19 protein-coding genes and 3 tRNA genes are annotated in these 23,444 nt (G+C 61.7%); all 22 read right to left on the bottom strand.

Annotation, left to right across the window (positions count from 1 at the left end):
- Positions 1–7: 7 nt before the first annotated feature.
- The 22 genes from ACXX83_RS06100 to leuB all read right to left on the bottom strand — a co-directional run bounded on the left by ACXX83_RS06100 (position 8) and on the right by leuB (position 23,417).
- Positions 8–1,039: a FecCD family ABC transporter permease gene (locus tag ACXX83_RS06100; RefSeq protein WP_458547823.1), complete on the bottom strand. Its 1,032-nt coding sequence runs from the start codon at positions 1,037–1,039 to the stop codon at positions 8–10.
- Entirely contained in the window at positions 1,032–2,021 is a 990-nt protein-coding gene (locus ACXX83_RS06095) for a FecCD family ABC transporter permease (RefSeq protein WP_015095877.1), read from the bottom strand. The genes ACXX83_RS06100 and ACXX83_RS06095 overlap by 8 nt, the downstream gene beginning before the upstream one ends.
- The gene (locus ACXX83_RS06090; RefSeq protein WP_458547822.1) at positions 2,021–2,962 is read right to left on the bottom strand and encodes an ABC transporter substrate-binding protein; all 942 of its coding nucleotides are present in this window, start codon (positions 2,960–2,962) and stop codon (positions 2,021–2,023) included. The genes ACXX83_RS06095 and ACXX83_RS06090 overlap by 1 nt, the downstream gene beginning before the upstream one ends.
- A gap of 78 nt (positions 2,963–3,040) precedes the next feature.
- On the bottom strand, positions 3,041–5,464 hold the full coding sequence (locus ACXX83_RS06085; RefSeq protein ID WP_458547821.1) for a TonB-dependent siderophore receptor: 2,424 nt from the start codon (positions 5,462–5,464) through the stop codon (positions 3,041–3,043).
- Positions 5,465–5,531: 67 nt separating this feature from the next.
- The gene (locus tag ACXX83_RS06080) at positions 5,532–6,482 is read right to left on the bottom strand and encodes a FecR domain-containing protein (protein WP_458547820.1); all 951 of its coding nucleotides are present in this window, start codon (positions 6,480–6,482) and stop codon (positions 5,532–5,534) included.
- Positions 6,479–6,988 carry a sigma-70 family RNA polymerase sigma factor gene (locus tag ACXX83_RS06075; protein ID WP_095965303.1) on the bottom strand — a complete coding sequence of 170 codons (510 nt, stop codon included), beginning with the start codon at positions 6,986–6,988 and terminating at the stop codon, positions 6,479–6,481. Before ACXX83_RS06075 ends, ACXX83_RS06080 begins: the two co-directional genes overlap by 4 nt.
- 368 nt (positions 6,989–7,356) lie before the next feature.
- A tRNA-Asp gene (locus tag ACXX83_RS06070) sits at positions 7,357–7,433 on the bottom strand.
- Positions 7,434–7,525: 92 nt separating this feature from the next.
- Positions 7,526–7,602 (bottom strand) — tRNA-Asp (locus ACXX83_RS06065).
- Between the two features lie 53 nt (positions 7,603–7,655).
- Positions 7,656–7,731 (bottom strand) — tRNA-Val (locus tag ACXX83_RS06060).
- Positions 7,732–7,937: 206 nt separating this feature from the next.
- Entirely contained in the window at positions 7,938–8,714 is a 777-nt protein-coding gene (locus ACXX83_RS06055) for an SDR family oxidoreductase (protein WP_458547819.1), read from the bottom strand.
- Complete coding sequence (locus ACXX83_RS06050) at positions 8,711–9,922, bottom strand: O-succinylhomoserine sulfhydrylase (protein WP_458547818.1); 1,212 nt, start codon at positions 9,920–9,922, stop codon at positions 8,711–8,713. Before ACXX83_RS06050 ends, ACXX83_RS06055 begins: the two co-directional genes overlap by 4 nt.
- Positions 9,923–9,995: 73 nt before the next feature.
- Complete coding sequence (purF, locus tag ACXX83_RS06045; protein ID WP_093217997.1) at positions 9,996–11,501, bottom strand: amidophosphoribosyltransferase; 1,506 nt, start codon at positions 11,499–11,501, stop codon at positions 9,996–9,998.
- A gap of 41 nt (positions 11,502–11,542) precedes the next feature.
- Entirely contained in the window at positions 11,543–12,103 is a 561-nt protein-coding gene (locus ACXX83_RS06040; RefSeq protein WP_015095884.1) for a CvpA family protein, read from the bottom strand.
- 98 nt (positions 12,104–12,201) lie between these two features.
- Positions 12,202–12,867 carry an SPOR domain-containing protein gene (locus tag ACXX83_RS06035; protein ID WP_458547817.1) on the bottom strand — a complete coding sequence of 222 codons (666 nt, stop codon included), beginning with the start codon at positions 12,865–12,867 and terminating at the stop codon, positions 12,202–12,204.
- Positions 12,851–14,158 carry a bifunctional tetrahydrofolate synthase/dihydrofolate synthase gene (folC, locus tag ACXX83_RS06030; protein WP_458547815.1) on the bottom strand — a complete coding sequence of 436 codons (1,308 nt, stop codon included), beginning with the start codon at positions 14,156–14,158 and terminating at the stop codon, positions 12,851–12,853. Before folC ends, ACXX83_RS06035 begins: the two co-directional genes overlap by 17 nt.
- Entirely contained in the window at positions 14,155–15,075 is a 921-nt protein-coding gene (accD, locus tag ACXX83_RS06025) for an acetyl-CoA carboxylase, carboxyltransferase subunit beta (protein ID WP_015095887.1), read from the bottom strand. The genes folC and accD overlap by 4 nt, the downstream gene beginning before the upstream one ends.
- Positions 15,076–15,266: 191 nt before the next feature.
- Positions 15,267–15,893, bottom strand: coding sequence for a phosphoribosylanthranilate isomerase (locus ACXX83_RS06020; protein WP_015095888.1), 627 nt, complete (start codon positions 15,891–15,893; stop codon positions 15,267–15,269).
- A gap of 63 nt (positions 15,894–15,956) precedes the next feature.
- Positions 15,957–16,781: a tRNA pseudouridine(38-40) synthase TruA gene (truA, locus tag ACXX83_RS06015; protein ID WP_041474918.1), complete on the bottom strand. Its 825-nt coding sequence runs from the start codon at positions 16,779–16,781 to the stop codon at positions 15,957–15,959.
- A gap of 272 nt (positions 16,782–17,053) precedes the next feature.
- Positions 17,054–19,684, bottom strand: coding sequence for a motility hub landmark protein FimV (locus ACXX83_RS06010; RefSeq protein WP_458547814.1), 2,631 nt, complete (start codon positions 19,682–19,684; stop codon positions 17,054–17,056).
- 205 nt (positions 19,685–19,889) lie between these two features.
- Positions 19,890–20,900, bottom strand: a complete 1,011-nt coding sequence (locus tag ACXX83_RS06005) for an aspartate-semialdehyde dehydrogenase (RefSeq protein WP_458547813.1) — start codon at positions 20,898–20,900, stop codon at positions 19,890–19,892.
- Between the two features lie 255 nt (positions 20,901–21,155).
- Positions 21,156–22,268, bottom strand: coding sequence for an aspartate-semialdehyde dehydrogenase (gene asd, locus ACXX83_RS06000; protein WP_007975660.1), 1,113 nt, complete (start codon positions 22,266–22,268; stop codon positions 21,156–21,158).
- 66 nt (positions 22,269–22,334) lie between these two features.
- Complete coding sequence (gene leuB, locus ACXX83_RS05995) at positions 22,335–23,417, bottom strand: 3-isopropylmalate dehydrogenase (RefSeq protein WP_007975659.1); 1,083 nt, start codon at positions 23,415–23,417, stop codon at positions 22,335–22,337.
- Between the last annotated feature and the right edge of the window lie 27 nt (positions 23,418–23,444).

Raw genomic sequence — 23,444 nt, 5'->3', positions numbered from 1 at the left:
GAATTCCTTAATGACGCTGTTTAATCAACAAATAGAGAAAAAAGGGTGTGCCCAGCACGGCGACAAAAATCCCGGCCGGCAGGTCCAGCGGCAAAAACAGGACACGCCCGGCGAGGTCGGCCAGCACCACGAGGTTCGCCCCGACCAACGCGGCCATCGCCGCCTGGCCACCAAAACCCGGGGCTACCAGGCGCTTGGCAATGTGCGGCGCAATCAGCCCGACAAACGCGATCGCCCCGCCCCAGGCAATCGCTGCACCGGCCAATGCCACGCTCACCAGCAACAAACCGGCGCGCAGCCACTGCACGCGAACGCCAATGCCCTGGGCCAGAGCGTCATCCAGTTGTTGCACCCTCACCTGCCGCGCCAGCAGCACCAGCAGCGGGCAGATACCCAACAACCAGCGCCCCAGCGCCAGCGGTTCCGGCCAACTGGCGCCGTACACGCTGCCGGTCAGCCAGACATAAGCCGACAGGGTCGTGGTCAGCGGACTGAAGACCAGGATGAAGGTGGTCGCGGCAGTCAACATCGCGCTGATGCCGACCCCGATCAACACCAGGCGCAGCGGTGAGGCCCCCTGCTTCCAAGCCAGCAGATAGATCGCCAATGCCGCCAGCCCCGCACCGGACATCGCCGCCAGCGGCAGAAACTGCTGGCCCAGCGCCACGGAGAAAAACGCCAGATACAGCACGGCCGCCGCACTGGCGCCGCTGGTGATACCCAGCAGATCAGGTGAAGCCAGCGGGTTGCGGATGATGCTTTGCAGAATCAGCCCCGACACCGACAACGCCGCCCCGACCAACGCCGCCAGGAGCATGCGCGGCAAGCGCAGTTGCTCGACGATGAACGTCAGGCTGGCGTCCTGGCTCGACAGCAGAATCCGCAACACCTCCAACGGCGACAGCATGACTTTGCCCAGCGACAGTGAGCCAAGCATGATCAGCGCCGTCACCATCAACGCCGCCAGCAACCGCCATAACGTGGCGACATTGATCCGCCGGGAAAAACCGCTACGGCGCCAGGTCAGGACCTTATCCATAACGACCTCCACGCCGGGCCAGCAGAATGAAAAACGGTGCGCCGAACAGTGCCGTCATCACGCCCACCGGGACCTCCTGCGGCAGGATCAACACCCGCGACAAGGTATCGGCCAGCAGCAGGACAATCGCGCCAAGTAACGCGCACCCCGGCAGCAACCAGCGATGATCGATGGACAGGCCCTTGCGCACCATGTGCGGCACCAGCAGGCCGATAAACCCGATGCTGCCGGCCAATGCCACGGCACTGCCCGCCAGACAGACCACCAGCACGCTCATCAGCAGCCGGATCAAACCGGTGCGCTGGCCCAGGCCGGTGGCGATCTCCTCGCCTGCGTCAAGCACGTTGACCTGCCCCGCCAGCAACATCGCGCCGAACAACCCGAGTACGCCACAGATCAGCAGTGGCGCGGCGACCGACAGGCTGCGCTCGGTCAACGAACCCGCCAGCCAGAACAGCACCGTGTCCAGCCCATCCTGATTGACCACCAGCAACGCCTGGCTGAACGCGGAGAACAAGGCGGCCATCGCCGCACCCGCCAGCACAATGCGCAGCGGGCTGAGACTGCCCTGCCCCATGTTGCCGATCAGCCACACCAGGCTGCCGGCCACGGCCGCGCCGATGAACGCGCTCCACAGCCAGGCATCCGGGGATGACAGGGAAAACAGCGAGGAGCACAGGATGATAAAAAACGTCGCGCCGGCGTTGATCCCGAACAACCCGGGGGACGCCAGCGGATTGCGCGTCAGCGCCTGCATCAAGGCCCCCGCCACGGCCAGGCTCGCACCCACGGCCATTGCCATCAAGGTGCGCGACAGGCGCGTGGTGGTCACCAGCACGTGACTGACGCTCAGCGGATCGGGATGCACGAACGCGGCGGCAATGTGCGACAACGGAATCCAGGTGGCTCCGACCGCCAGGCTCAATACGCCGCTGAGCAGCAACACGACGGCGGCACAGCACAACTTCAAACCATTGCTCATCAGGACAGGTCCGCCTTGACCAGCCGCGCAACGTCATCGAGCATCAGGTTCGCCCCGAGCATCCCGCCCGACAGGCTCCAGGCCACCCCGTCGACCCGCCACACCTGCCCCTGTTGCGGCGCACGCATTTGCTGCCACAGCGGATGCTGCACCAGGCTTTCATAGTTTCGCTGCACTGCCGGTTTCTCCGCGCGCAAGAAGACAAAGAAAATGTCGGCATTGACCACCGCCAGACTCTCCTTGCTGGTAAGTTTGATCGATACCCCGTTCGCCGCCCGACTGGCCTCACTCCAGCCAAACCCCAGCTCGGTGATCACCGAACCCGGAAAACTGGCCGGCAGATAACTGCGGATATGGTCCTCACGAACATCCAGAATCGACACTGTCGGCGGCCAGCGCCCGACAAATTTCTCCTGCAGTTGCTCGCGCAGTTGTGCCGTGCGCAACTGCCAGCGGGCCAACACCTCGTCGGCGCGCTGCTGGCGGTGCAAGGCCAGACCCATCAACGCCAGGGTCTTTTTGAACTCGAACACTTCCTCGAGCATCACCACCGGGGCGATCTGCTTGAGCAGCGGCGCGATGCGTTCATGGCGAAAGCGCGAGGCGATGATCACGTCCGGCTTGAGCAGCGCGATGTCCTCAAGGCTGGGTTGGGTTTCCAGCCCGACATGAGGCACCGGCTCCAGTGCCGAGCGCAGGTAGCGATAAGTGGGCTTTTCACTCCAGGAATCGACGATGCCGCAGGGTGTGATGCCCAACGCCACGGCACTGTCCGTGGCCCCCTGAAACAGGGTGATCACCCGCAGCGGCGCAGCGTCGGCCCGGGCCCACGCCGACGGGGCAAACCTGAGTGCAAGCAGGCCCAGGGACAGGCGCAGCAGCGTGCGCCTGGAGGGCGTATCGGGCTGTTCTTTCTTGGGCAGGTAAGTCACGCCGGGCATGCTCTGGTCCTCTGCAATCGATTCATGACACAACTCGGTCGCGCCCTTCCCTGTGGCGCAATCCACGGTTGAATCGATTCAGAAGTCGACGGTCGCCGACAGCAGGTAGGTTCGTGGCGTCGCAAGCGTCAATCCAGGCTCGCTGTCATCCGAGGCCCCGGCCGAACTCCAGTAGCGCTTGTCGGCCACGTTCTCGATATTGGCACGCAGGGTGATGTTCTTTTCTTCAACCTTGAAGGCGTAGCGCGCGCCCACGTCGATACGCGTCCAGGCATCGATTTCCTTGTTATTGGACTGGTCCAGATACTGTGAGCTGGAATAGATGCCGCGGCTGGTGAGGGTCAGGCCTTGTACATTCGGCACGTCCCACTCGCCCCCCAGGCTGACGTTGTATTCCGGCGTGGCGGGCGCGCGGTTGCCGTCAAAGGTGCCGTTGGTGGTGTCGGTCAACTCGCTGTCGATGTACATGACGCCGCCGAGCAGGCGGAAACCTTTGAGCGGCTCACCGAACACGTTGACTTCCACACCCTTGTTTTCGCGTTTGCCGTTCGGGCCGAAAACCCGCGTGGTGGCGTTGGTTTCATAGGCCGGCTGCTTGATCCGGAACACCGCAGTGGTAATGGCGAACGCACCCGCATCATATTTGGCTCCGACCTCGACCTGCCGACTGATGAACGGCGGGAAGATCTCGTCCTCGTTCACCGAGGTCGACGGGGCGATCTTGCCCTGGCTCAGGCCTTCCATGTAGTTGGCATATAACGAGAGCTTGTCGGTGGCCTTGAACAGGATGCCGCCCGAGGGCGAAACCTTTTCTTCATCGTAGCCCGTGTCGCCTTTGACATTATCCGTCCAGTCGTCAACCTGCACTCGCTGCCAGCGTGCACCGAGGGTCAACAGCACCTGGTCATCGAAGAAGCCCAATGTGTCGGACAACGCCACGCTGCTGGAACGGTTCTCGGTATAAACCTCCGAGTCGAGTCGCGTGGGCGTGATGGGTGTAGGTGTTTCCACAGGGTTGTAGAGGTTGCTCGGGGCGGCGGCATAACGGGCGCCACCGTTTTCGAAGTCCATGTAGAAGTAGCTGGCAGCCAGGTTGATTTCATGACTCACCGGACCGGTATGGAACCAGTTGCGTACCCCGGCGTTGGCTGTCCGGACATTTTCGTCGCGGGTGAAGTCACGTGGCTGAACGCTGAAATCGCCCGCGTTGTTGGTGACCGCTACGGCGTGCCGAAGGAAGTCGTGATTACTTTTACGCGCGCCCGCCCCGGCGTACACCATGACGGAATCGCTGACATCGTACTCGCCGGTCACCGTACCGAAGGTGTCCTTGGTCCGCGCCTTGCTCCACGGCTGTGCATAGTTGTGGCGAACATCGCTGGCGTGCGGAACCTGAGCTTTGGCGCCGACCTGCACACGCTCCTGCGGGGCGTCGGTGTCACGCTCGTTATGCCCGACGTCCGTCGAGAGCCGCAGGCGCTCACCGCGAAAATCCAGGCCCAGCACTGCCATCTCGCGGTCAACACTCTGGTGATCCCATTCGGTGTCGCCGGACTGCTTCACGCCGTTGAAACGAACACCGAACATGTCCCCCTCACCAAAACGCCGACCGATATCTACCGCACCGCCGACCTGGCTGTCGGAAGCGTAGTTGCCGGTAAACGACGTAATGGGCACGTCGGTGGCGCGCTTGGGCACCACGTTGATCCCGCCGCCCACGCTGCCCCGCGGCGAGATGCCATTGATGAGCTGACTCGGGCCTTTGAGGACGTCGACGCGATCGGCCATTTCCATGTCGATGGTGTACGTCGGCAGAATGCCGTAGAGACCGTTGTAGGAGACATCACTGTTGAACAGGCTCATTCCGCGAATGGTGAACTGCTCATACCGCCCACCCGCCGGGTTGGTGGCGCGAACCGAGGGATCGCTGGCAACCAGGTCGCCCAAGGTACGAGCCTGCAGGTTTTTCACCAACTCACTGGTGTAGGTGGTCTCGCTGAACGGGGTCTCCATGAAGTCTTTCGAGCCCAGCAAGCCTTGCGACCCACGGCGTGCGACCTGCCCGCCGACGTACGGATCACCATGCGCCGTGTCCGCCGTCGCGTAAATTGAGGTCGCGCCCAATTGCAGGGTGCTGCCCGTTGGCGCCGGGGTCAGCATGTACGCCTGTTCGCCCACCGGTTGCAGTTGCAGACCGGAACCCTGTAGCAGTTGGGCAAAGCCCTCCTCCACCGCGAAGTCACCGGAAAGGCCAGGGCTGGTGCGCCCACTCACCAGTGCCGGGTCCACGGACAGATTGACCCCGGCCAAGCCGGCGAAACGGGTCAGCGCCGCGCCAAGGCTACCGGCTGGCACCTGATAGCTGCGCCGTGGAGCGTCTTCGGCCCAACCGGCAGTGATGAACAACGGACAGGCACTCAGGCTCAACAACAGACTCAAGTGCAACAACGGGCGCAACCGGGATGGGGCCAGACGCGTACTGCAAGGCATCACTACAGGCATTGAGAATCTCTCTGATTTCGTTTCACTTGCCTTGAATGACAAGCGCCGCGAAAAAAGGGGACACGCGTTAAGCATTATTTTTGCGCGGCACCAGCGTTACCCAATAACGCGTACGCGAATGCACCTCCAGCGGCAGGCTGACCGCCAGTAGCGCGAGGATGCGATCGGTGTCATCCAGGCGAAAACTGCCGGTGATGCGCAGTGGTTCCAACTCTGGCTCCCAACGCAACACACCAGGACGATAGCTGCTGAGTTCACGCAGAAAGTCCCCCAAGGGTTGGTTCTGCGCCATCAGCACGCCGTCACGCCAGCCAGGGGCCAGCACATCGAATGGCTCCACAGCGCCGGCACCCGCCGCTTGAAGACTGACTTGCTGGCCGCCGCGCAACGAGAAGACCGGCCCGTGCAGAGGCTGCAACTGCACTGCGCCTCGAAGCACTGACACCTTGCAGCCCGACTGCCCCTGACGCACACACACTTCGCTCTGACTGACGGTCACTTGCCCGAAGCGCGTGAGGATCGTCAGCGGCGAAGTCCCGGGCACGTTCAGTGCCATTTCGCCTTCCACCAGTGTCAGGTACCGGTTCTTCAGATCGATATCGACGGCACTGGCCGTGCTCAGTTGCACAGAGCTGCCATCGGCCAACCGGACTTTTTTGCTTTCTCCGGTGGCGGTGCGCAGGTCGGCCCCCCAGGCATCCAGAGGCAACTGCCGACTGATCAACCAGGCGGTCGGCAGCAACGCCACCGCACCGACGGCGCGCTTGAGCACCGTGCGTCGACTGGCTTGCGGCCGGTCCAGACTGGCCATGGCCAGGCCCGATGGCAGGTCGGCAAAGCGTTGACGCAAGCACTGCGCTTTCTGCCAGGCCTGCTCATGGCTGGAATGGCTGTCGCGCCAGCTCTGCAGCTGCTCCCGGTCCCGCTCATTGGCACAGCCGGATTCCATGAGGGCCAGCCACTGCGCGGCGGCCCGCACGACTTGTCGGGCCTGGGCCGAAGGTGCCGAACCGTTCACATGTCCACCAGCAGGCAATGTTCGTAGGCTTGAGCCATGTAGCGCTTGATCGTGCGTTCCGAGACTTGCAGGCGCTCGGCAATCTCCTGGTAGCCCAGGCCTTCGAGCTGACTCAAGAGAAACGCGCGGCGTACCGGCCCGGGCAATCCATCGAGCAATTCGTCCAGGGCCTGCAGGGTTTCCAGCAGGATCCAGCGTTGCTCCGGGGACGGCACACAGTCCTCGGGCAGCAGCGCCAATGCATCGAGATAGGCTTGCTCCAGGCTGCGGCGCTTGTAGAAGTTGCTCAGCAGTCGTTTGCCGACGGTCGCCAGGTAGGCACGTGGCTCTTGCAAGTCGGCGATGCGCTGAGAGCTGGCAAGGACACGAACGAAGGTATCCTGGCTCAGGTCCGCCGCATCGCTGCCATTGCTCATGCGTCGCCTCAACCAGCCTTCGAGCCAGCCCCGATGGTCGCGGTACAGGTCGTGGAAGGCTTGCTCCGGCGGCATCGCGGCATCACTCATCTGAAGGAACCCTGGGTGAAGAAATATTTTAAATGCGACTCATTCTAATTAGTGTTGCGCAGACAATCCAAGCCCTTTGTACGAACTGCACCCGGTAAATACTTGAATTATTTAATGACAGGCAGGCATTTCGGCCGCACAGGCGCCGGTTTAACTGGGCTGCGGGTTATTAAGGGAGATTTTCGAGAGTCATCGGGCATCTGCGCCAGGCTGGCAGATGCGAACCCTGAGGGGCGCGAGGCGGGAGAAAAAGCCAAATCGCAGACACAAAAAACCCCGGTCTTTCGACCAGGGTCTTTGCTATCGACTCGAAGCAACCAGTGGTTTCTTCGTAGCTCCAAGGCGTTCAGTTGGCCTTGAGGCAGATATGGCGCAGCGGACGGGACTCGAACCCGCGACCCCCGGCGTGACAGGCCGGTATTCTAACCGACTGAACTACCGCTGCGTATCGCTTTGAGCAGATGCTCAAGTAACTCGTCTGATTGAAAACTCAGTAGCTTTTCAATCTCGAACCAGATGAATCTGACTCGGAAAATATGGCGCAGCGGACGGGACTCGAACCCGCGACCCCCGGCGTGACAGGCCGGTATTCTAACCGACTGAACTACCGCTGCGCGTCGGTGGAGGCATTTCAGCCTACCTCTTGCTTTCGCAAGTATCTCGGGAGTGGTGGGTGATGACGGGATCGAACCGCCGACATTCTGCTTGTAAGGCAGACGCTCTCCCAGCTGAGCTAATCACCCGTTTGCATCTCCGAGGCCGCGAAATTTACGCAGGTAGCGAACCTAAGTCAATAGCAGGATTGAAGTTTTTCTGAAAAAGACAAATTTATGTATATGCAGCAAGACCGCTTTGGCGAGCAAGCCCGCTCCCACATCTGGAATGCATACCCCTGTGGGAGCGGGCTTGCTCGCGAAAGCGGCAGCACATCCGAGATCAATCCCGCAGCTTACTCGCTGTAAATCATCTTCTTGGTCATGCCGCCATCGACCACGAATTCCTGGCCGGTGACAAAACCGGCATTCCTCGACAGCAGCCAGGCCACCATCGCCGCCACATCCTCGACCGTCCCTACCCTGCCCGCCGGATGCTGGGCATGATCGGCCTCGGTCAAGGGTTCGGCACGCCGCACCGAGGGGTCGCGCGTATCGATCCAGCCTGGGCTGACGGCATTGACCCGGATCTCCGGGCCAAGGCTGATGGCCAACGCATGAGTCAGGGCCAACAAGCCGCCCTTGCTCGCCGCATAAGCCTCGGTGTCGGGTTCCGACTGCGCGGCGCGGGTCGAGGCCAGATTGACGATGGCGCCGCTGTGAGCGCGCAGGTACGGCGCACAGTGCTTGGCCAACAGCATCGGCCCGCTGAGGTTCACCGCCAACACCCGATTCCAGTGGGCCAGGTCGAGGCTTTCCAGGGTAATGTTGTGCGGATCGGCCACCGCCGCATTGCAGACCAGCGCATCCAGGCGCCCGAACTGGCCGAGCACCTCGGCCACGCCCAGCGCGACTTGCCCCTCGTTGGCGACATCCATGGCGATGAACCAGGCGTTGTCGCCCAGCACTTTCGCCACTTTCGACCCGCGCTCCCGATCCAGATCCGTCAGCACGACTTGCCAGCCTTCGCTGATCAACCAGGCCGAAATCCCCAGGCCTATGCCTCGCGCAGCACCGGTCACCAGCGCTACGCGGCCATTGGAGCCGGTGTTTGGCGCAGACAACTCGATCACAACGCAGCCAGGCCGCGCGCCAGATCGGCTTGCAGGTCCGCCAGGTCTTCCAGGCCGACCGCAATGCGGATCAGGCTGTCACGAATGCCCGCCGCTTCACGCTCCTGCGGCGCCAGGCGACCATGGGACGTGGTGCTCGGATGCGTGATGGTGGTTTTGCTGTCGCCCAGGTTGGCGGTGATCGAAATCAGGCGCGTGGCGTCGATAAAGCGCCAGGCGCCCTCTTTTCCACCCTTGACCTCAAAACTGACCACAGCACCGAAACCCTTCTGCTGGCGCAGCGCCAGCTCATGCTGCGGATGGCTCTTGAGGCCGGCGTAATGGACTTTCTCGATGCCTTCCTGCTGCTCCAGCCACTCAGCCAGTTGCTGGGCGTTAGCACAATGGGCCTTCATCCGCAGGTTCAGGGTTTCCAGGCCCTTGAGGAAGATCCAGGCGTTGAAAGGGCTGAGGGTCGGCCCGGCGGTACGCAGAAAGCCAACCACTTCTTTCATCTGCTCGCTGCGACCGGCGACCACGCCACCCATGCAACGGCCCTGGCCGTCGATGAATTTGGTGGCCGAGTGCACGACGATGTCTGCGCCCATTTTCAGCGGCTGCTGCAAGGCCGGGGTGCAGAAGCAGTTGTCGACCACCAGCATCGCGCCTTTGGCGTGAGCGATTTTCGCCAGTTCGGCAATGTCGACCAACTCGGCCAACGGGTTGGACGGCGATTCGACGAACAGCAGTTTGGTGTTGGACTTGATCGCCGCGTCCCAGCCGGACAGATCCGCCAGGGCAACGTAGTCGACCTCGATACCGAAACGCTTGAAGTACTTTTCGAACAGGCTGATGGTCGAGCCGAACACGCTGCGCGACACCAATACGTGATCGCCGGCGCTGCACAGGCTCATCACCACGGCCATGATCGCAGCCATGCCGGTGGCGGTGGCCACGGCTTGCTCGGCGCTTTCCAGAGCGGCGATGCGCTCTTCGAAGGCGCGTACGGTCGGGTTGGTGTAGCGTGAGTAAACGTTGCCCGGTACTTCCCCGGCAAAACGCGCGGCTGCGTCGGCAGCAGTGCGGAATACATAGCTGGAAGTGAAGAACATCGGATCACCGTGCTCGCCTTCCGGCGTACGGTGCTGACCGGCACGTACGGCCAGGGTATCGAACGCTACGCCTTCGAGGTCGCTGTCCAGCCGACCGGCATCCCAATCCTGACTCATGCTGTCACTCCTTTCCCTATTCTCGTCAATTAAAAGCCGGATACAAAACCGGCCCCTCAGGGCCGGTAGAAACTCAGTTGTTGTACAGGTCGATGATCGCGCTGACTGCCTGCGTCTTGACCTTGGAGGCATCGTTGCGTGCCTGTTCGATCTTGTTCAGGTAAGCCTCGTCGACGTCACCAGTGACGTACTGGCCATCGAACACCGCGCAATCGAACTTCTCGATCTTGATCTTGCCGCCACCGACCGCTTCGATCAAGTCAGGCAGATCCTGATAGATCAGCCAGTCGGCGCCGATCAGGTCAGCCACGTCCTGGGTCGAACGGTTGTGCGCGATCAGCTCGTGAGCGCTCGGCATGTCGATGCCGTAGACGTTCGGGTAGCGAACCGCTGGCGCCGCGGAGCAGAAGTAGACGTTCTTGGCGCCGGCTTCGCGGGCCATCTGGATGATCTGCTTGCAAGTGGTACCGCGCACGATGGAGTCATCCACCAGCATCACGTTCTTGCCGCGGAATTCCAGTTCGATGGCGTTGAGCTTCTGGCGTACGGATTTTTTCCGCGCGGCCTGGCCCGGCATGATGAAGGTCCGGCCGATGTAGCGGTTCTTCACGAAGCCTTCGCGGAACTTCACGCCCAGGTGGTTCGCCAGCTCCAGCGCGGCGGTGCGGCTGGTGTCCGGAATCGGGATGACCACGTCGATGTCGTGATCCGGACGCTCGCGCAGGATCTTCTCGGCCAGTTTCTCACCCATGCGCAGACGGGCCTTGTAGACCGACACGCCGTCGATGATCGAATCCGGACGCGCCAGGTAGACGTGTTCGAAGATGCACGGGGTCAGGGACGGGTTGGTCGCGCACTGACGGGTGTACAGCTTGCCCTCTTCAGTGATGTAGACCGCTTCGCCTGGCGCCAGGTCGCGAATCAGGGTGAAGCCCAGCACGTCCAGGGAAACGCTTTCCGAGGCGATCATGTACTCGACGCCTTCGTCGGTGTGACGCTGGCCGAAAACGATCGGGCGGATGCCGTGCGGGTCGCGGAAGCCGACGATGCCGTAGCCGGTGATCATGGCTACGACGGCATAACCACCAACGCAACGGTTGTGCACGTCGGTGACGGCGGCAAACACGTCTTCTTCGGTCGGCTGCAACTTGCCGCGCTGGGCCAGCTCGTGCGCGAACACGTTGAGCAGCACTTCCGAATCGGAGCTGGTGTTGACGTGGCGCAGGTCAGATTCGTAAATCTCCTTGGCCAGTTGTTCAACGTTGGTCAGGTTACCGTTATGCGCCAGGGTGATGCCGTAAGGCGAATTGACGTAAAACGGTTGAGCTTCAGCCGACGTCGAGCTGCCCGCGGTCGGATAACGCACATGGCCAATGCCCATGTGACCGACCAGGCGCTGCATGTGACGCTGCTGGAACACGTCACGCACCAGGCCGTTATCCTTGCGCAGGAACAACCGGCCATCATGGCTGGTCACGATACCGGCAGCGTCCTGGCCGCGGTGCTGGAGGACGGTTAGCGCGTCATACAGCGCCTGATTGACGTTCGACTTACCGACGATACCGACGATGCCACACATGCGACGCAACCCCTACTTAATGGATCTGAACTGAACAACACTTACTGAGGCGTTTTGGCCGTCGGCAAGAGCTGCTCCTTGAACGGAATATCAGCGGGTACGCTGATTCCGCTGGCAAGCCACTGACTGCTCCACCCGAGAATCAGGTTTTTGGACCAGTCGGCGACCAATAGAAATCTTGGCACGAGCTGTGACTCTTTCCACCACCCGTCCTGCTGTACCGGCCCCAGGCTCAACAGCCCGACGGCGATGACCACCAGCAACCCGCCACGCGCGGCGCCGAAGGCCATGCCGAGGAATCGGTCGGTCCCGGAGAGCCCGGTGACGCGAACCAGTTCGCCGATAAGATAATTGATCATTGCGCCTACGATTAAAGTGGCGACAAACATGATGGCACAGCCCGTGATTATACGAGCCGATGGCGTTTGAATGTACCCGCCGAGGTACTCGGACAGTGAGCCACCGAACATCCAGGCAACGACTCCTGCGATGATCCAGGTCAGCAGCGACAGTGCTTCTTTGACAAAGCCGCGGCTCAGACTGATCAATGCGGAGATGGCGACGATTGCTACGATCGCCCAGTCAACCCAGGTAAATGGCACAGTGCAGCCTACAGACGGATAAGGCGGCGCATTTTAGCAGAGCCCATGCTTATCGGTAAGCTGCGATTGTCAGTGCATTTCATATCGGGGCGATAGTTTTAGCCACGTTCCGGCTGAAAGCGCACGACAAACCCCTTCAGGTTCTGCTGGCGGTTCAGCAAATCCCGCAGCCGGTCGGCTTCTGCGCGCTCGATCAGCGGCCCGACAAACACCCGGTTTTTGCCGTCGGCGGTCCGGATGTAGGCATTGTAACCCTGGCTGCGCAGGGTTTTCTGAAGCTTTTCCGCGCTTTCACGGTTCGACAGGCTGGCCAGTTGCACCGACCAGCTGACCGACAAACCATTGGCATCGACCCGGCTTTGCGTGGTGTCTGGCTTGCCGGGTGCTGCCGTGATGGGCTGGGCAGGCGCGGTCGCAGGTTTGGCGGCCAGCGCCGGAACCGGCGCGGGTGCAGGAGGTGGTGTAACCGGTTTGGCAGCAGGTGCCGGAGCCACCGGCACAGCCGGCACTGCCGATTCCTGCTGGGCGATTTCGTCATCGCTCGGCACGGGTTCCTGGGGCAAGGCTTGCGGCTCAGGCACCACCACGGGCTCGACCTGCACCTGGGGCAATGCAGGCGCCTGCGGAGCCGCCGGCGCTTCGACCGTCACCTGGCGCTGTTCGTCCTGGCGGGAAAACAGCATCGGCAGAAAAATAACCGCCAGCGCGACCAACACCAGGGCGCCAACCATGCGCTGTTTGTATGCCTTATCCAGCAATGCCATTTGCCGCTTCCTCCGTGGAGCGCCGGGCCAGCCATTCAAGGGCCTCGGCGACACAATAAAATGATCCGAACAACAGGATTTCGTCGTCGCTCGTGGCCTGCGCGCACTGCCCTTCCAGGGCGGCCGCTACACTGTCGTACGACGTGACCGAGGCACCAAGACCTTGCAATGCATCGTGCAAATCCGCAACCGGACGCGCCCGAGGCGAATCCAGCGGTGCGACAGCCCAGTGCTGGACACTAGCATTCAATTCGCCGACAACACCACCTAGATCCTTGTCCGCCAGCAGCCCGAACACCGCCAGACGCTTGCCGACCGGTGGACGGCTGGCCAGACGACGGGCCAGATACTCCGCCGCATGCGGGTTATGCCCCACATCCAGCAATAAATTCAAACGCTTGCCCTGCCACTCGAACGCGCGGCGATCCAGACGACCGACCACCTTCGTAGCTCGCAGCGCTTCGATAATCTGCGCATCCACCCAAGGCAAGCCAAGCAGCAGGTAAGCCTGCAACGCCAGCGCGGCGTTTTCCATCGGCAGATCGAGCAACGGCAGGTCGCGCAGCTCAACCGCACGCCCTTGCGCATCGACACCGCGCCATTGCCAGTTGTGATCAGTCACGCCGAGATCAAAGTCGCGCCCACGCAGGAAAAACGGGCAATTGAGCTCGCGCGCCTTGTCCAGCAGGGGTTGTGGAGGATTCAGATCGCCGCAGAGCGCAGGCGCACCCTGGCGGAATATACCGGCCTTCTCGAAGGCCACGGACTCTCGGGTGTCACCCAGGTAATCGGCATGATCGACGCCAATACTGGTGACCAGCGCCATGTCGGCATCCACCACGTTGACCGTGTCCAGACGACCGCCCAGACCGACTTCCAGCACCACCGCATCAAGCCCGGAATGCTGGAACAGCCAGAACGCCGCCAGGGTGCCCATTTCGAAGTAGGTCAGCGAAGTGTCGCCACGCCCGGCCTCTACCGCAGCAAAGGCCGCGCACAGCTCGGCGTCAGTGGCTTCGACGCCGTTGACCGTTACCCGCTCGTTGTAGCGCAGCAGGTGCGGGGAGTTGTAAACCCCCACTTTCAAGCCCTGGGCCCGCAGCAAGGACGCCACGAACGCACAGGTGGAACCCTTGCCGTTGGTCCCGGTGACCGTAATCACCCGAGGCGCCGGCTTGCCCAGTCCCATGCGGGACGCTACCTGCTGCGACCGCTCCAGCCCCATGTCGATGGCCGAAGGGTGCAACCGTTCGAGGTAGGCGAGCCATTCGCCAAGGGTACGTTGGGTCATAGGCTGGCAGGTACCGGTGGAACCACGATTGGAACGATAGGTGCAGCCACGAACTTCGGCGTCGGCAGGCCCATCATTTGCGCCAGCAGGTTACCCAGGCGCGGACGCAGCTCCTGACGGTCGATGATCATGTCGATGGCACCGTGCTCCAGCAGGAACTCGCTGCGCTGGAAGCCTTCCGGCAGTTTTTCACGCACGGTCTGCTCGATCACACGCGGACCGGCAAAACCGATCAGCGCCTTCGGCTCGCCGACAATCACGTCGCCCAGCATCGCCAGGCTGGCGGAAACGCCGCCGTAGACCGGATCGGTCAGCACGGAGATGAACGGGATGCCTTCTTCACGCAGACGCGCCAGCACCGCAGAGGTCTTGGCCATCTGCATCAGGGAAATCAGCGCTTCCTGCATCCGCGCACCGCCGGAGGCCGAGAAACAGACCATCGGGCAACGTTTTTCCAGGGCGTAGTTGGCGGCGCGAACGAAACGCTCACCGACGATGGCGCCCATCGAACCGCCCATGAAGGAAAATTCGAACGCGGAAACCACGATCGGCATGCCCAGCAACGTGCCGCTCATCGAAACCAGCGCGTCTTTTTCGCCGGTCTGCTTTTGTGCAGCGGTCAGGCGGTCCTTGTACTTCTTGCCATCGCGGAACTTCAGACGGTCAACCGGCTCCAGGTCTGCACCCAGCTCGGTACGACCTTCAACGTCGAGGAAGATGTCGATACGGGCGCGAGCGCCGATACGCATGTGATGGTTGCACTTGGGGCAAACGTCCAGGGTCTTTTCCAACTCAGGACGATACAGCACAGCCTCGCAAGACGGGCATTTGTGCCAAAGACCTTCAGGCACCGAGCTCTTCTTGACCTCGGAACGCATGATCGAAGGGATCAGTTTGTCTACTAACCAGTTGCTCATGCTTTCTTTCTCCAGTACCGGCGGCCCGAACGCTCTGGTTCGCAGCCCCGTGTATGCCCTAGCGCTAAATTCATGTGTGCGGCGATGATCAGTGAATGGCCGGATCAGCGAAACGTGACCTGCGTACCACCCCATGACCCTCAGCCGTTTTGTACAGTGCAGTGGACGGCGGCAGTCTGCCAGCCGTCACATCAACAGGTGCTACCGCGTACCGCCTTGATAAATGCCTGGACCTTTGCGTGATCCTTGATGCCCCTGCTCGCCTCTACCCCGCCGCTGACATCCACGGCATAAGGCCGGACGCGGGCAATCGCTTCGGCGACGTTATCCGGCGTCAGGCCGCCGGCCAGAATGATCGGTTTGCTCAAGCCTTGCGGTATCAGTGACCAGTCAAACGCCTCACCGGTTCCTCCGGGAACGCCTTCGACATAGGTATCGAGCAGGATACCGCTGGCACTGGCATACGCATCACAGGCCGCGGCGATGTCATCACCGGCCTTGACCCGCAACGCCTTGATGTACGGACGATGCCAGCCTTCGCAATCCGCCGCGCTTTCATCGCCGTGAAATTGCAGCAGGTCCAGGGGCACTGCGTCGAGGAGCTCACCCAGTTCGCAACGACTCGCATTGACGAACAGGCCCACGGTGGTCACGAACGGCGGCAGCGCCTGGATGATCGAGCGCGCCTGCTGGAACGTCACCGCACGGGGGCTTTTGGCATAGAACACGAAGCCGATGGCATCCGCCCCGGCCTCGACGGCTGCCAACGCATCCTCTATGCGGGTAATCCCACAGATCTTGCTGCGAACGGCTGACATGTCGACACAACTCCAAGACAAATCCGGGAAAGTCCCGGATGGTAACAAAAGCATTCGAGGGCGTCAGCCGCCAAGTTCGGAGAAGCCGGTCAGGAAGTGTGGACCGATGTAACGTTCTGGCAATTGGAACTCGTCACGGTACTCGACCTGCACCAGGTACAAGCCGAATGGATGCGCCGTCACGCCCCCGGACCGCCGAATCCGGCTCTCCAGCACCTCTTTCATCCACTCCACCGGACGCTCGCCGGCGCCAATGGTCATCAGCACGCCGGCGATGTTGCGCACCATGTGGTGCAGGAAGGCGCTGGCACGAATGTCCAGCACGATCATCTTGCCGTGACGGGTGACGCGCAGGTGATGCAGTTCCTTGATCGGCGACTTGGCCTGGCACTGGCCGGCGCGAAAAGCGCTGAAATCATGGGTGCCGAGCAGGTATTGAGCCGCCTCGGCCATGCGCTCGACGTCCAGCGGCCGGTGATTCCAGGTCACTTCTTCGTTCAGGTGCGCGGGTCGGATCTGATCGTTGTAGATCACGTAGCGATAACGCCGGGCAATGGCCTTGAACCGCGCATGGAAATGCGCCGGCATGACCTTGGCCCAACTGACACTGACGTCGTGGGGCAAGTTGATGTTGGCGCCCATGGTCCAGGCCTTCATCGAACGCTCGACCTGGGTATCGAAATGCACCACCTGTCCGCAGGCATGCACCCCGGCGTCGGTACGCCCGGCGCACATCAGCGAGACGGGTGAATCGGCGACTTTGGACAAGGCGTTTTCGAGGGTTTCCTGCACGGTGAGCACCCCGGACGCCTGGCGCTGCCAGCCACGGTAGCGCGAGCCTTTGTATTCGACGCCCAGCGCGATCCGGAAAAAGCCGTCGGCTGCCATTTCGGCGGCCGGGTTATCTATATTTGCCAAGGAGGGACAGCCTGATGATGTACCAAAGGCGGGCATTATAAGGCCACCGGGCGGGGATACCAGAGAGATCTCCTTTGACTGTTCCGGCCTCTTCGCGAGCAAGCCCGCTCCCACAGGTATAGTGTGATCCTGTGGGAGCGGGCTTGCCCGCGAAGAGGCCACCGCAGACGACATCAATTCATCGCCCAAACAAAAACGGCAGCCTCACCGGGCTGCCGTTCTGTTTACAACTTGACGATCACTCAAGCCAGACGCGAAAGCATTTCCCTGGCTTCGCTCTTCTGCTCGTCACTGCCTTCGCTCACGACCTCATTGAGGATGTCGCGGGCACCGTCGCTGTCGCCCATGTCGATATAGGCCTGGGCCAGATCGAGCTTGGTAGCGGCTTCATCGGTACCCGAGAGGAAGTCGAACTCGTCATCGCCATCCAGTGCGGCATCGGCTTCGGTAAAGGTCGGTTCGCCGATGCTGTTGGACAAACTTTCCAGCTCGGCATTGACATCATCCAGCTCTGCGGCGAACGCATCCGGTGTGCTCAATTCGTCGGCCAGCGACAGGTCGAAGTCGGCAGGCAAGTCCAGATCATCCAGCGCAACTTCAGGAACAGCCGGGGTTTCGGCGGCTGGAAAATCCTTCACGCCTTCATCCAGATCCAGCAGGAAGTCATCTTCAGCCAGCATCGCCGGCGACGGTTGCGCACCGAGATCCAGGTCAAGGTCGAAGTCCGACAGGTCGTCGAGGTTTTCCTTGATTTCGGTCTGTTGCTGCAACACCGACTCAAAACTCAGATCGTCATCCAGCGGGAATTCGTCCAGATCCGCCAAAGCCGCCACTTCAGGCTCCGGTACAGGTGCCGGTGCAGGCGCCACAGGCTGGATCGTGTCCAGATCATCCAGGCTCAGGTCGAAGGCGCTGTCGAGGTCATCCTCGAGCGGCGTCGGTTCCGGCGCGGGTGCTTGCGGCTCATCGAGCAACAGGTCCTTGACGTACTGCGCGTCCAGCTCGGCAGCAACGGCGGCTGCGGCGATGCCACCGGCAGCCACCAGCGCCATGGCCGGGAAGCGGCTTTTGAGCTTTTCAACCTGGGCGAAGTTGTCGCCATTGGCCACCAGCTTGCGCTCCTGGCTGACGAACGCATCGCGGTCGCCTTGCTGGCCATAGACTTCCATCAGCTTCAAGCGCAAATCGCTGCGCTGAGGCTCTCGCTTGACGCCGTCCTCCAGCAACGCGGCAGCCTGGTTCAGGCGACCGGCACTGATGTGCGACTGAGCCTGGCCCAGTACATCGTCGGAACGCTCGGCAGCCGGCGACACCAATGGCGCGGCGATCGGCGTGGTCATCACGACCGGGGCAATGACCGGCGCAGGCGCGGGAGCTGGCGTCGGTGCAGTCGCCAGCTTCACGCTTGGCGACGGAACTTCCAGGCCTTCGAAGCTGCTTTCCGGCAGGTCGAGATCGGCCGAGAACGGCTGCTCTTCGGCCAGGGCACGCGCCATGCGCTGATGCTTCTCGGCTGCTTGCTGCGCTTTGCGACGGCGCGCCAGCAACAGAAGCAAAAGCAGCAGAACGACAGCACCGCCACCCACCAGGCCCAGCAGCACCGGATTGCTCAGCAACTCATTGAATTTCTGATCGTCGGATGCGGCCGGCGTCGCCTCGACAGGTTGCCCGACCGGCGCCGCAGCTGCCTCGGGTGCCGTGGCCACTGGTGCAGGTGAAACCGGTGCAGTGTCTGCCGGAGCAGGTGCAGTCGGATTGGGCGCCAGCTCGGCCGACATTGCCGGAGCCGTTGCGGTGCCTGGTGCGCCAGTCGCGCCCTCGGCCTGCAACTTGGCCAGTTGATTATTCTTCAACTCAATCAGGCGCTGCAGCTTGTCCACCTGGCTTTGCAGGTCGGCCATGCGGCTCTTCAGTTCGGCGTTATCACGACGACTGCTGTCGAGGCTTTCCTGAGTCACCGCCAGCTTGTTGCTAAGGGCCGCGGCATCGCCGGCAGGTCCTTTGCCACGATTCTTGCCGGACTCGGCAGACACCAGGCTCAGTTTGTCGCCGGCCGCTTGAGTCGGAGCAACATCGGTGCGAGCGCGATTGGTGGCGTCCAGTTGCTGCTGCCCTGCCCCGGGTTTGGCGACATAACGGCGCCCCTGACGCCAGGCCTTGTTCTGCGCGGCCACTTCGGCGATGGCCTTGGGTTGCGGCAGGTTCGTGCTCTGCGCCTGATCCGGCATACGCAGCACCTGGCCGGTTTTCAGGCGGTTGATGTTGCCGTCAATGAAGGCGTCCGGGTTCAGCGCCTGGATGGCCAGCATGGTTTGCTGGATCGAACCGCCATTACGCGCCTTCGCGGCGATTTCCCACAGGGTATCGCGCGGCGTGGTGGTGTATTGCGACGGTTTGGTCGCACCGGTGACCGGTGCAGCGACGGTTGAAGTCGGTGCGGGCTGCGCAGCCGCCTCGGCAGCTTGCGGCGAGAATTTCGATGGATCGAGCAGCACACTGTAGTCGCGCAGCAAACGGCCATTCGGCCACATCACCTGAACCAGGAACTTCACCATCGGCTCGGAGAGAGGCTTGCTGGAGGTCACGCGCAGGATGCTTTTGCCGCTGGCGTTAAGCACCGGGGTGAAGGTCAAGTCATTCAGAAACGCCTGGCGGTCGACACCGGCCTTGGCGAAATCTTCCAGCGAAGCCAGGCTCGGCACCAATTCGGCAGCGGTGAGGTCCTTGACATCGAGCAGCTCGATTTCCGCCAACAGCGGCTGGTTGAGCGTCGATTTCAGGGTCAGTTCCCCGAGCCCGAGGGCATGCGCCATACCGGAGGACAGCGCCGAGGCGGCCGCTATTGCTAACACCAGTTTGCGAACTTGAACCATTAGCTCATCCTTAGTTTGAACATTCCTCGGCCAGCGAGAAGATATTGATAGCCGCAGCCGCAAGGCATTGCGTGCAACGACGAAGGTCGTCGCGCGCGATCATTTGATTGATGCCCCGCAAAGCCCCGCAGAGTGGCTCGCCTTCAGCACTCCGGCAAGCATAGGCTCGTGCGGAATCAATCGACAAATTGTTGCAAAGTATCTTTTACAGCAGGTCTTTAATCAACAACTCAGCCAGCTGCACAGCGTTGAGCGCGGCGCCTTTGCGTACGTTATCTGACGTCAGCCACAAATTAAGTTCCGACAGGTCGTCGATACCCTGGCGAACCCGCCCCACGTAGACCACATCCTGGCCTACCGCGTCACCTACCGGCGTCGGGTAATCGCCCGCCTCGACCAGCTCGATACCGGGCGCGTCTTCCAACGCAGCATTGACTTTGGCCAAATCAATGTCGTTTGCGCACTGCAGGGTCACGCTATAGCTATCGCCAAAAAACACCGGGGCTTGAATGCAAGTAACGGAAATCTTCAATGAAGGCAGCGTCATGACCTGACGCAGCTCACGCACCAGGCGTTTTTCCAGCAGCGTATGACCTTGTTCATCCGGCTTGCCGACCTGAGCCAACAGGTTGAAGGCCATTTGCCGGTCAAAGAATTTCGGCTCGAGCGGCCGCACATTCAGCAGTTCGGCGGTTTGCCGGGCGAGCTCACTCACGGCTTCACGGCCCTGGGCCGATACCGCCAGGCTGGCGGTCAGGCTGACGCGCTGCAAATCGAGCACATCCATCAGCGGCGCGAGCACCACCGCCAGCGTGGTAGCCGAAGGACTTGGACTGCTGACCAGAAACGGCTTTTTCAAGCCCGCCAGCACCTGAGCGTTGGCCTCAGGCACGACCTGCGGCGCCTTATCCGCCGGCAAGGCACCGGACAGATCGATCACCGAGCAACCGGCATCGTTCGCACGGGAAGCAAAACTTAAGGAAACCGCCGGGCCGGCGGCAAAAAATGCCAACTGCACCTTGCTGAAGTCGAACTCATCGACTTCCCGCACCCGCACGTTCTTGCCGCGAAAGGGTACGGAACTGCCGGCCGACTCGCTGCTGGCCAACAGGTGAAGGGTGCCGATCGGGAAATCGCGCTCCTCGAGAATCTGCACCAGTGTTTCGCCGACAGTACCGGTGGCGCCGATCACGGCAATATCAATGGTCTGGCTCATGGTTCTACCTCTGGCGAAACGGGGGGAGCGGCACTTTACCGGGTGACTGGCATGCAGGCAATTCTGCCGGGCCTTGTGGTGCCTGTGATGGCCCCTTCGCGAGCAGGCTCGCTCCCACAAGGATCGCGCTAAACCCTGTGGGAGCGGGCTTGCCCGCGAAGAGGCCGGTACGGGCCACCCATAAACGTCAGACAGTCAGGGATAAAAAAACCCGCACCTCTTTCAAGGCGCGGGTTCTTTCATTGCATCAGTCGATCAACGCTCGAGCAGGATCCGCAGCATGCGACGCAGCGGTTCGGCCGCACCCCACAGCAACTGGTCGCCGACGGTGAACGCGCCGACGAACTGCGAACCCATGTTCAGCTTGCGCAGACGACCAACCGGGATGTTCAGGGTGCCGGTGACCTTGTTCGGGCTCAGCTCCTGAATGCTGGTCTCACGGCTGTTCGGCACCAGCTTGACCCAAGGGTTGTGCTGGCTAATCAACCCTTCGATATCGGCGATCGGCACGTCTTTGTTCAACTTGATGGTCAGCGCCTGGCTGTGGCAGCGCATGGCGCCGATGCGCACGCAGATGCCATCGACCGGGATCGGGCTCTTGAAGCGACCGAGGATCTTGTTGGTCTCGGCCTGGGCCTTCCACTCTTCACGGCTTTGACCGTTCGGCAGTTCCTTGTCGATCCACGGGATCAGGCTGCCGGCCAGCGGTACGCCGAAGTTTTCGGTCGGGTACGCGTCGCTGCGCATGGCTTCGGCCACGCGACGGTCGATGTCGAGGATCGCGCTGGCCGGATCGGCCAGTTGATCGGCGACAGCGGCGTGGGTCGCGCCCATCTGCTTGATCAGTTCACGCATGTTCTGCGCGCCGGCACCGGAGGCCGCCTGATAGGTCATGGCGCTCATCCACTCCACCAGGCCCGCTTCGAACAGGCCACCGAGGCCCATCAACATCAGGCTGACGGTGCAGTTGCCGCCGATGTAGTTCTTGGTGCCAGCATCGAGCTGCTGGTCGATGACCTTGCGGTTCACCGGGTCCAGAACGATCACCGCGTCATCCTGCATGCGCAGGCTCGAAGCGGCGTCGATCCAGTAACCCTGCCAGCCGGCTTCGCGCAGCTTGGGGAAGACTTCGCTGGTGTAGTCGCCACCCTGGCAGGTCAGAATCACGTCGAGGGTTTTCAGCTCTTCAATGCTGTAAGCGTCCTTGAGCGGAGCAATGTCCTTGCCCACGGACGGGCCTTGGCCACCGACATTGGAAGTGGTGAAAAACACCGGCTCGATAAGATCGAAATCCTGCTCTTCCAGCATCCGCTGCATGAGCACGGAACCGACCATACCGCGCCAACCGATCAGACCTACACGTTTCATCGCAACTACACCTTCTTGAAATGTGGGCCGCTGCCTTGTCTTGAATTTGGCAGCGGGCCCGAGAGATTACAGATTCCGCAGCGCGGCGACTACTGCGTCACCCATTTCCTGCGTACCGACTTTAGTGCAACCGGCCGACCAGATGTCACCCGTGCGCAAGCCCTGATCGAGCACCAGGCTCACGGCTTTCTCGATGGCGTCGGCGGCAGCCTGCTGATTGAAGCTGTAACGCAGCATCATCGACACCGACAGAATGGTCGCCAGCGGGTTGGCAATGCCCTTGCCCGCGATGTCCGGCGCCGAACCGTGGCACGGCTCGTACATGCCCTTGTTGTTGGTGTCCAGGGACGCCGACGGCAGCATGCCGATGGAACCGGTGAGCATCGAGGCCTGGTCGGACAGGATGTCGCCGAACATGTTGTCGGTAACGATCACGTCGAACTGCTTCGGTGCACGCACCAGTTGCATGGCGGCGTTGTCGACGTACATGTGGCTCAGTTCGACTTCAGGATAATCCTTGGCCACCTGCTCGACCACTTCACGCCACAACTGGCTGGACGCCAGTACGTTGGCCTTGTCCACCGAGCACAGCTTCTTGCCGCGGACCATGGCCATGTCGAAGCCGACACGGGCGATGCGGCGGATTTCGCTTTCGCTGTACGGCAGGGTGTCGTAGGACTGACGCTCGCCGTTTTCCAGGGTACGGGTGCCACGCGGTGCACCGAAATAGATGCCGCCGGTCAGTTCGCGAACGATCAGGATGTCCAGCCCGGAGACGATTTCCGGCTTCAGGCTGGAAGCCTCGGCCAGTTGCGGGTACAGGATCGCCGGACGCAGGTTGCCGAACAGGCCCAGTTGCGCACGGATTTTCAACAGGCCGCGCTCAGGGCGGATGTCACGCTCGATGGTGTCCCATTTCGGGCCGCCGACCGCACCCAGCAACACGGCATCGGCCGCACGGGCACGCTCCAGGGTTTCATCGGCCAAAGGCACGCCGTGTTTATCAATGGCCGCGCCACCGATCACGTCGTGGCTCAGCTCGAAGCCCAGAGAGAACTTGTCACTGGCCAGTTCCAGCACCTTGACCGCTTCGGCCATGATTTCCGGGCCAATACCGTCACCTGGGAGAATCAGAATCTGCTTGCTCATGCTTTCCTCATGTCATCAGTCGGTGCA

Source organism: Pseudomonas sp. GNP012, from assembly GCF_054343835.1.
This window is presented reverse-complemented; position numbering and strand designations above follow the sequence as displayed.

What these genes read in the sequence shown, in the direction of transcription:
- ACXX83_RS06100 (WP_458547823.1), bottom strand. Translation starts at nt 1,039, where the DNA reads ATGGATAAGGTCCTGACCTGGCGCCGTAGCGGTTTTTCCCGGCGGATC.
- ACXX83_RS06095 (WP_015095877.1), bottom strand. Translation starts at nt 2,021, where the DNA reads ATGAGCAATGGTTTGAAGTTGTGCTGTGCCGCCGTCGTGTTGCTGCTC.
- ACXX83_RS06090 (WP_458547822.1), bottom strand. Translation starts at nt 2,962, where the DNA reads ATGCCCGGCGTGACTTACCTGCCCAAGAAAGAACAGCCCGATACGCCC.
- ACXX83_RS06085 (WP_458547821.1), bottom strand. Translation starts at nt 5,464, where the DNA reads ATGCCTGTAGTGATGCCTTGCAGTACGCGTCTGGCCCCATCCCGGTTG.
- ACXX83_RS06075 (WP_095965303.1), bottom strand. Translation starts at nt 6,988, where the DNA reads ATGAGTGATGCCGCGATGCCGCCGGAGCAAGCCTTCCACGACCTGTAC.
- ACXX83_RS06050 (WP_458547818.1), bottom strand. Translation starts at nt 9,922, where the DNA reads ATGAGTCAGGATTGGGATGCCGGTCGGCTGGACAGCGACCTCGAAGGC.
- purF (WP_093217997.1), bottom strand. Translation starts at nt 11,501, where the DNA reads ATGTGTGGCATCGTCGGTATCGTCGGTAAGTCGAACGTCAATCAGGCG.
- ACXX83_RS06035 (WP_458547817.1), bottom strand. Translation starts at nt 12,867, where the DNA reads ATGGCATTGCTGGATAAGGCATACAAACAGCGCATGGTTGGCGCCCTG.
- folC (WP_458547815.1), bottom strand. Translation starts at nt 14,158, where the DNA reads ATGACCCAACGTACCCTTGGCGAATGGCTCGCCTACCTCGAACGGTTG.
- accD (WP_015095887.1), bottom strand. Translation starts at nt 15,075, where the DNA reads ATGAGCAACTGGTTAGTAGACAAACTGATCCCTTCGATCATGCGTTCC.
- ACXX83_RS06020 (WP_015095888.1), bottom strand. Translation starts at nt 15,893, where the DNA reads ATGTCAGCCGTTCGCAGCAAGATCTGTGGGATTACCCGCATAGAGGAT.
- truA (WP_041474918.1), bottom strand. Translation starts at nt 16,781, where the DNA reads ATGGCAGCCGACGGCTTTTTCCGGATCGCGCTGGGCGTCGAATACAAA.
- ACXX83_RS06010 (WP_458547814.1), bottom strand. Translation starts at nt 19,684, where the DNA reads ATGGTTCAAGTTCGCAAACTGGTGTTAGCAATAGCGGCCGCCTCGGCG.
- ACXX83_RS06005 (WP_458547813.1), bottom strand. Translation starts at nt 20,900, where the DNA reads ATGAGCCAGACCATTGATATTGCCGTGATCGGCGCCACCGGTACTGTC.
- asd (WP_007975660.1), bottom strand. Translation starts at nt 22,268, where the DNA reads ATGAAACGTGTAGGTCTGATCGGTTGGCGCGGTATGGTCGGTTCCGTG.
- leuB (WP_007975659.1), bottom strand. Translation starts at nt 23,417, where the DNA reads ATGAGCAAGCAGATTCTGATTCTCCCAGGTGACGGTATTGGCCCGGAA.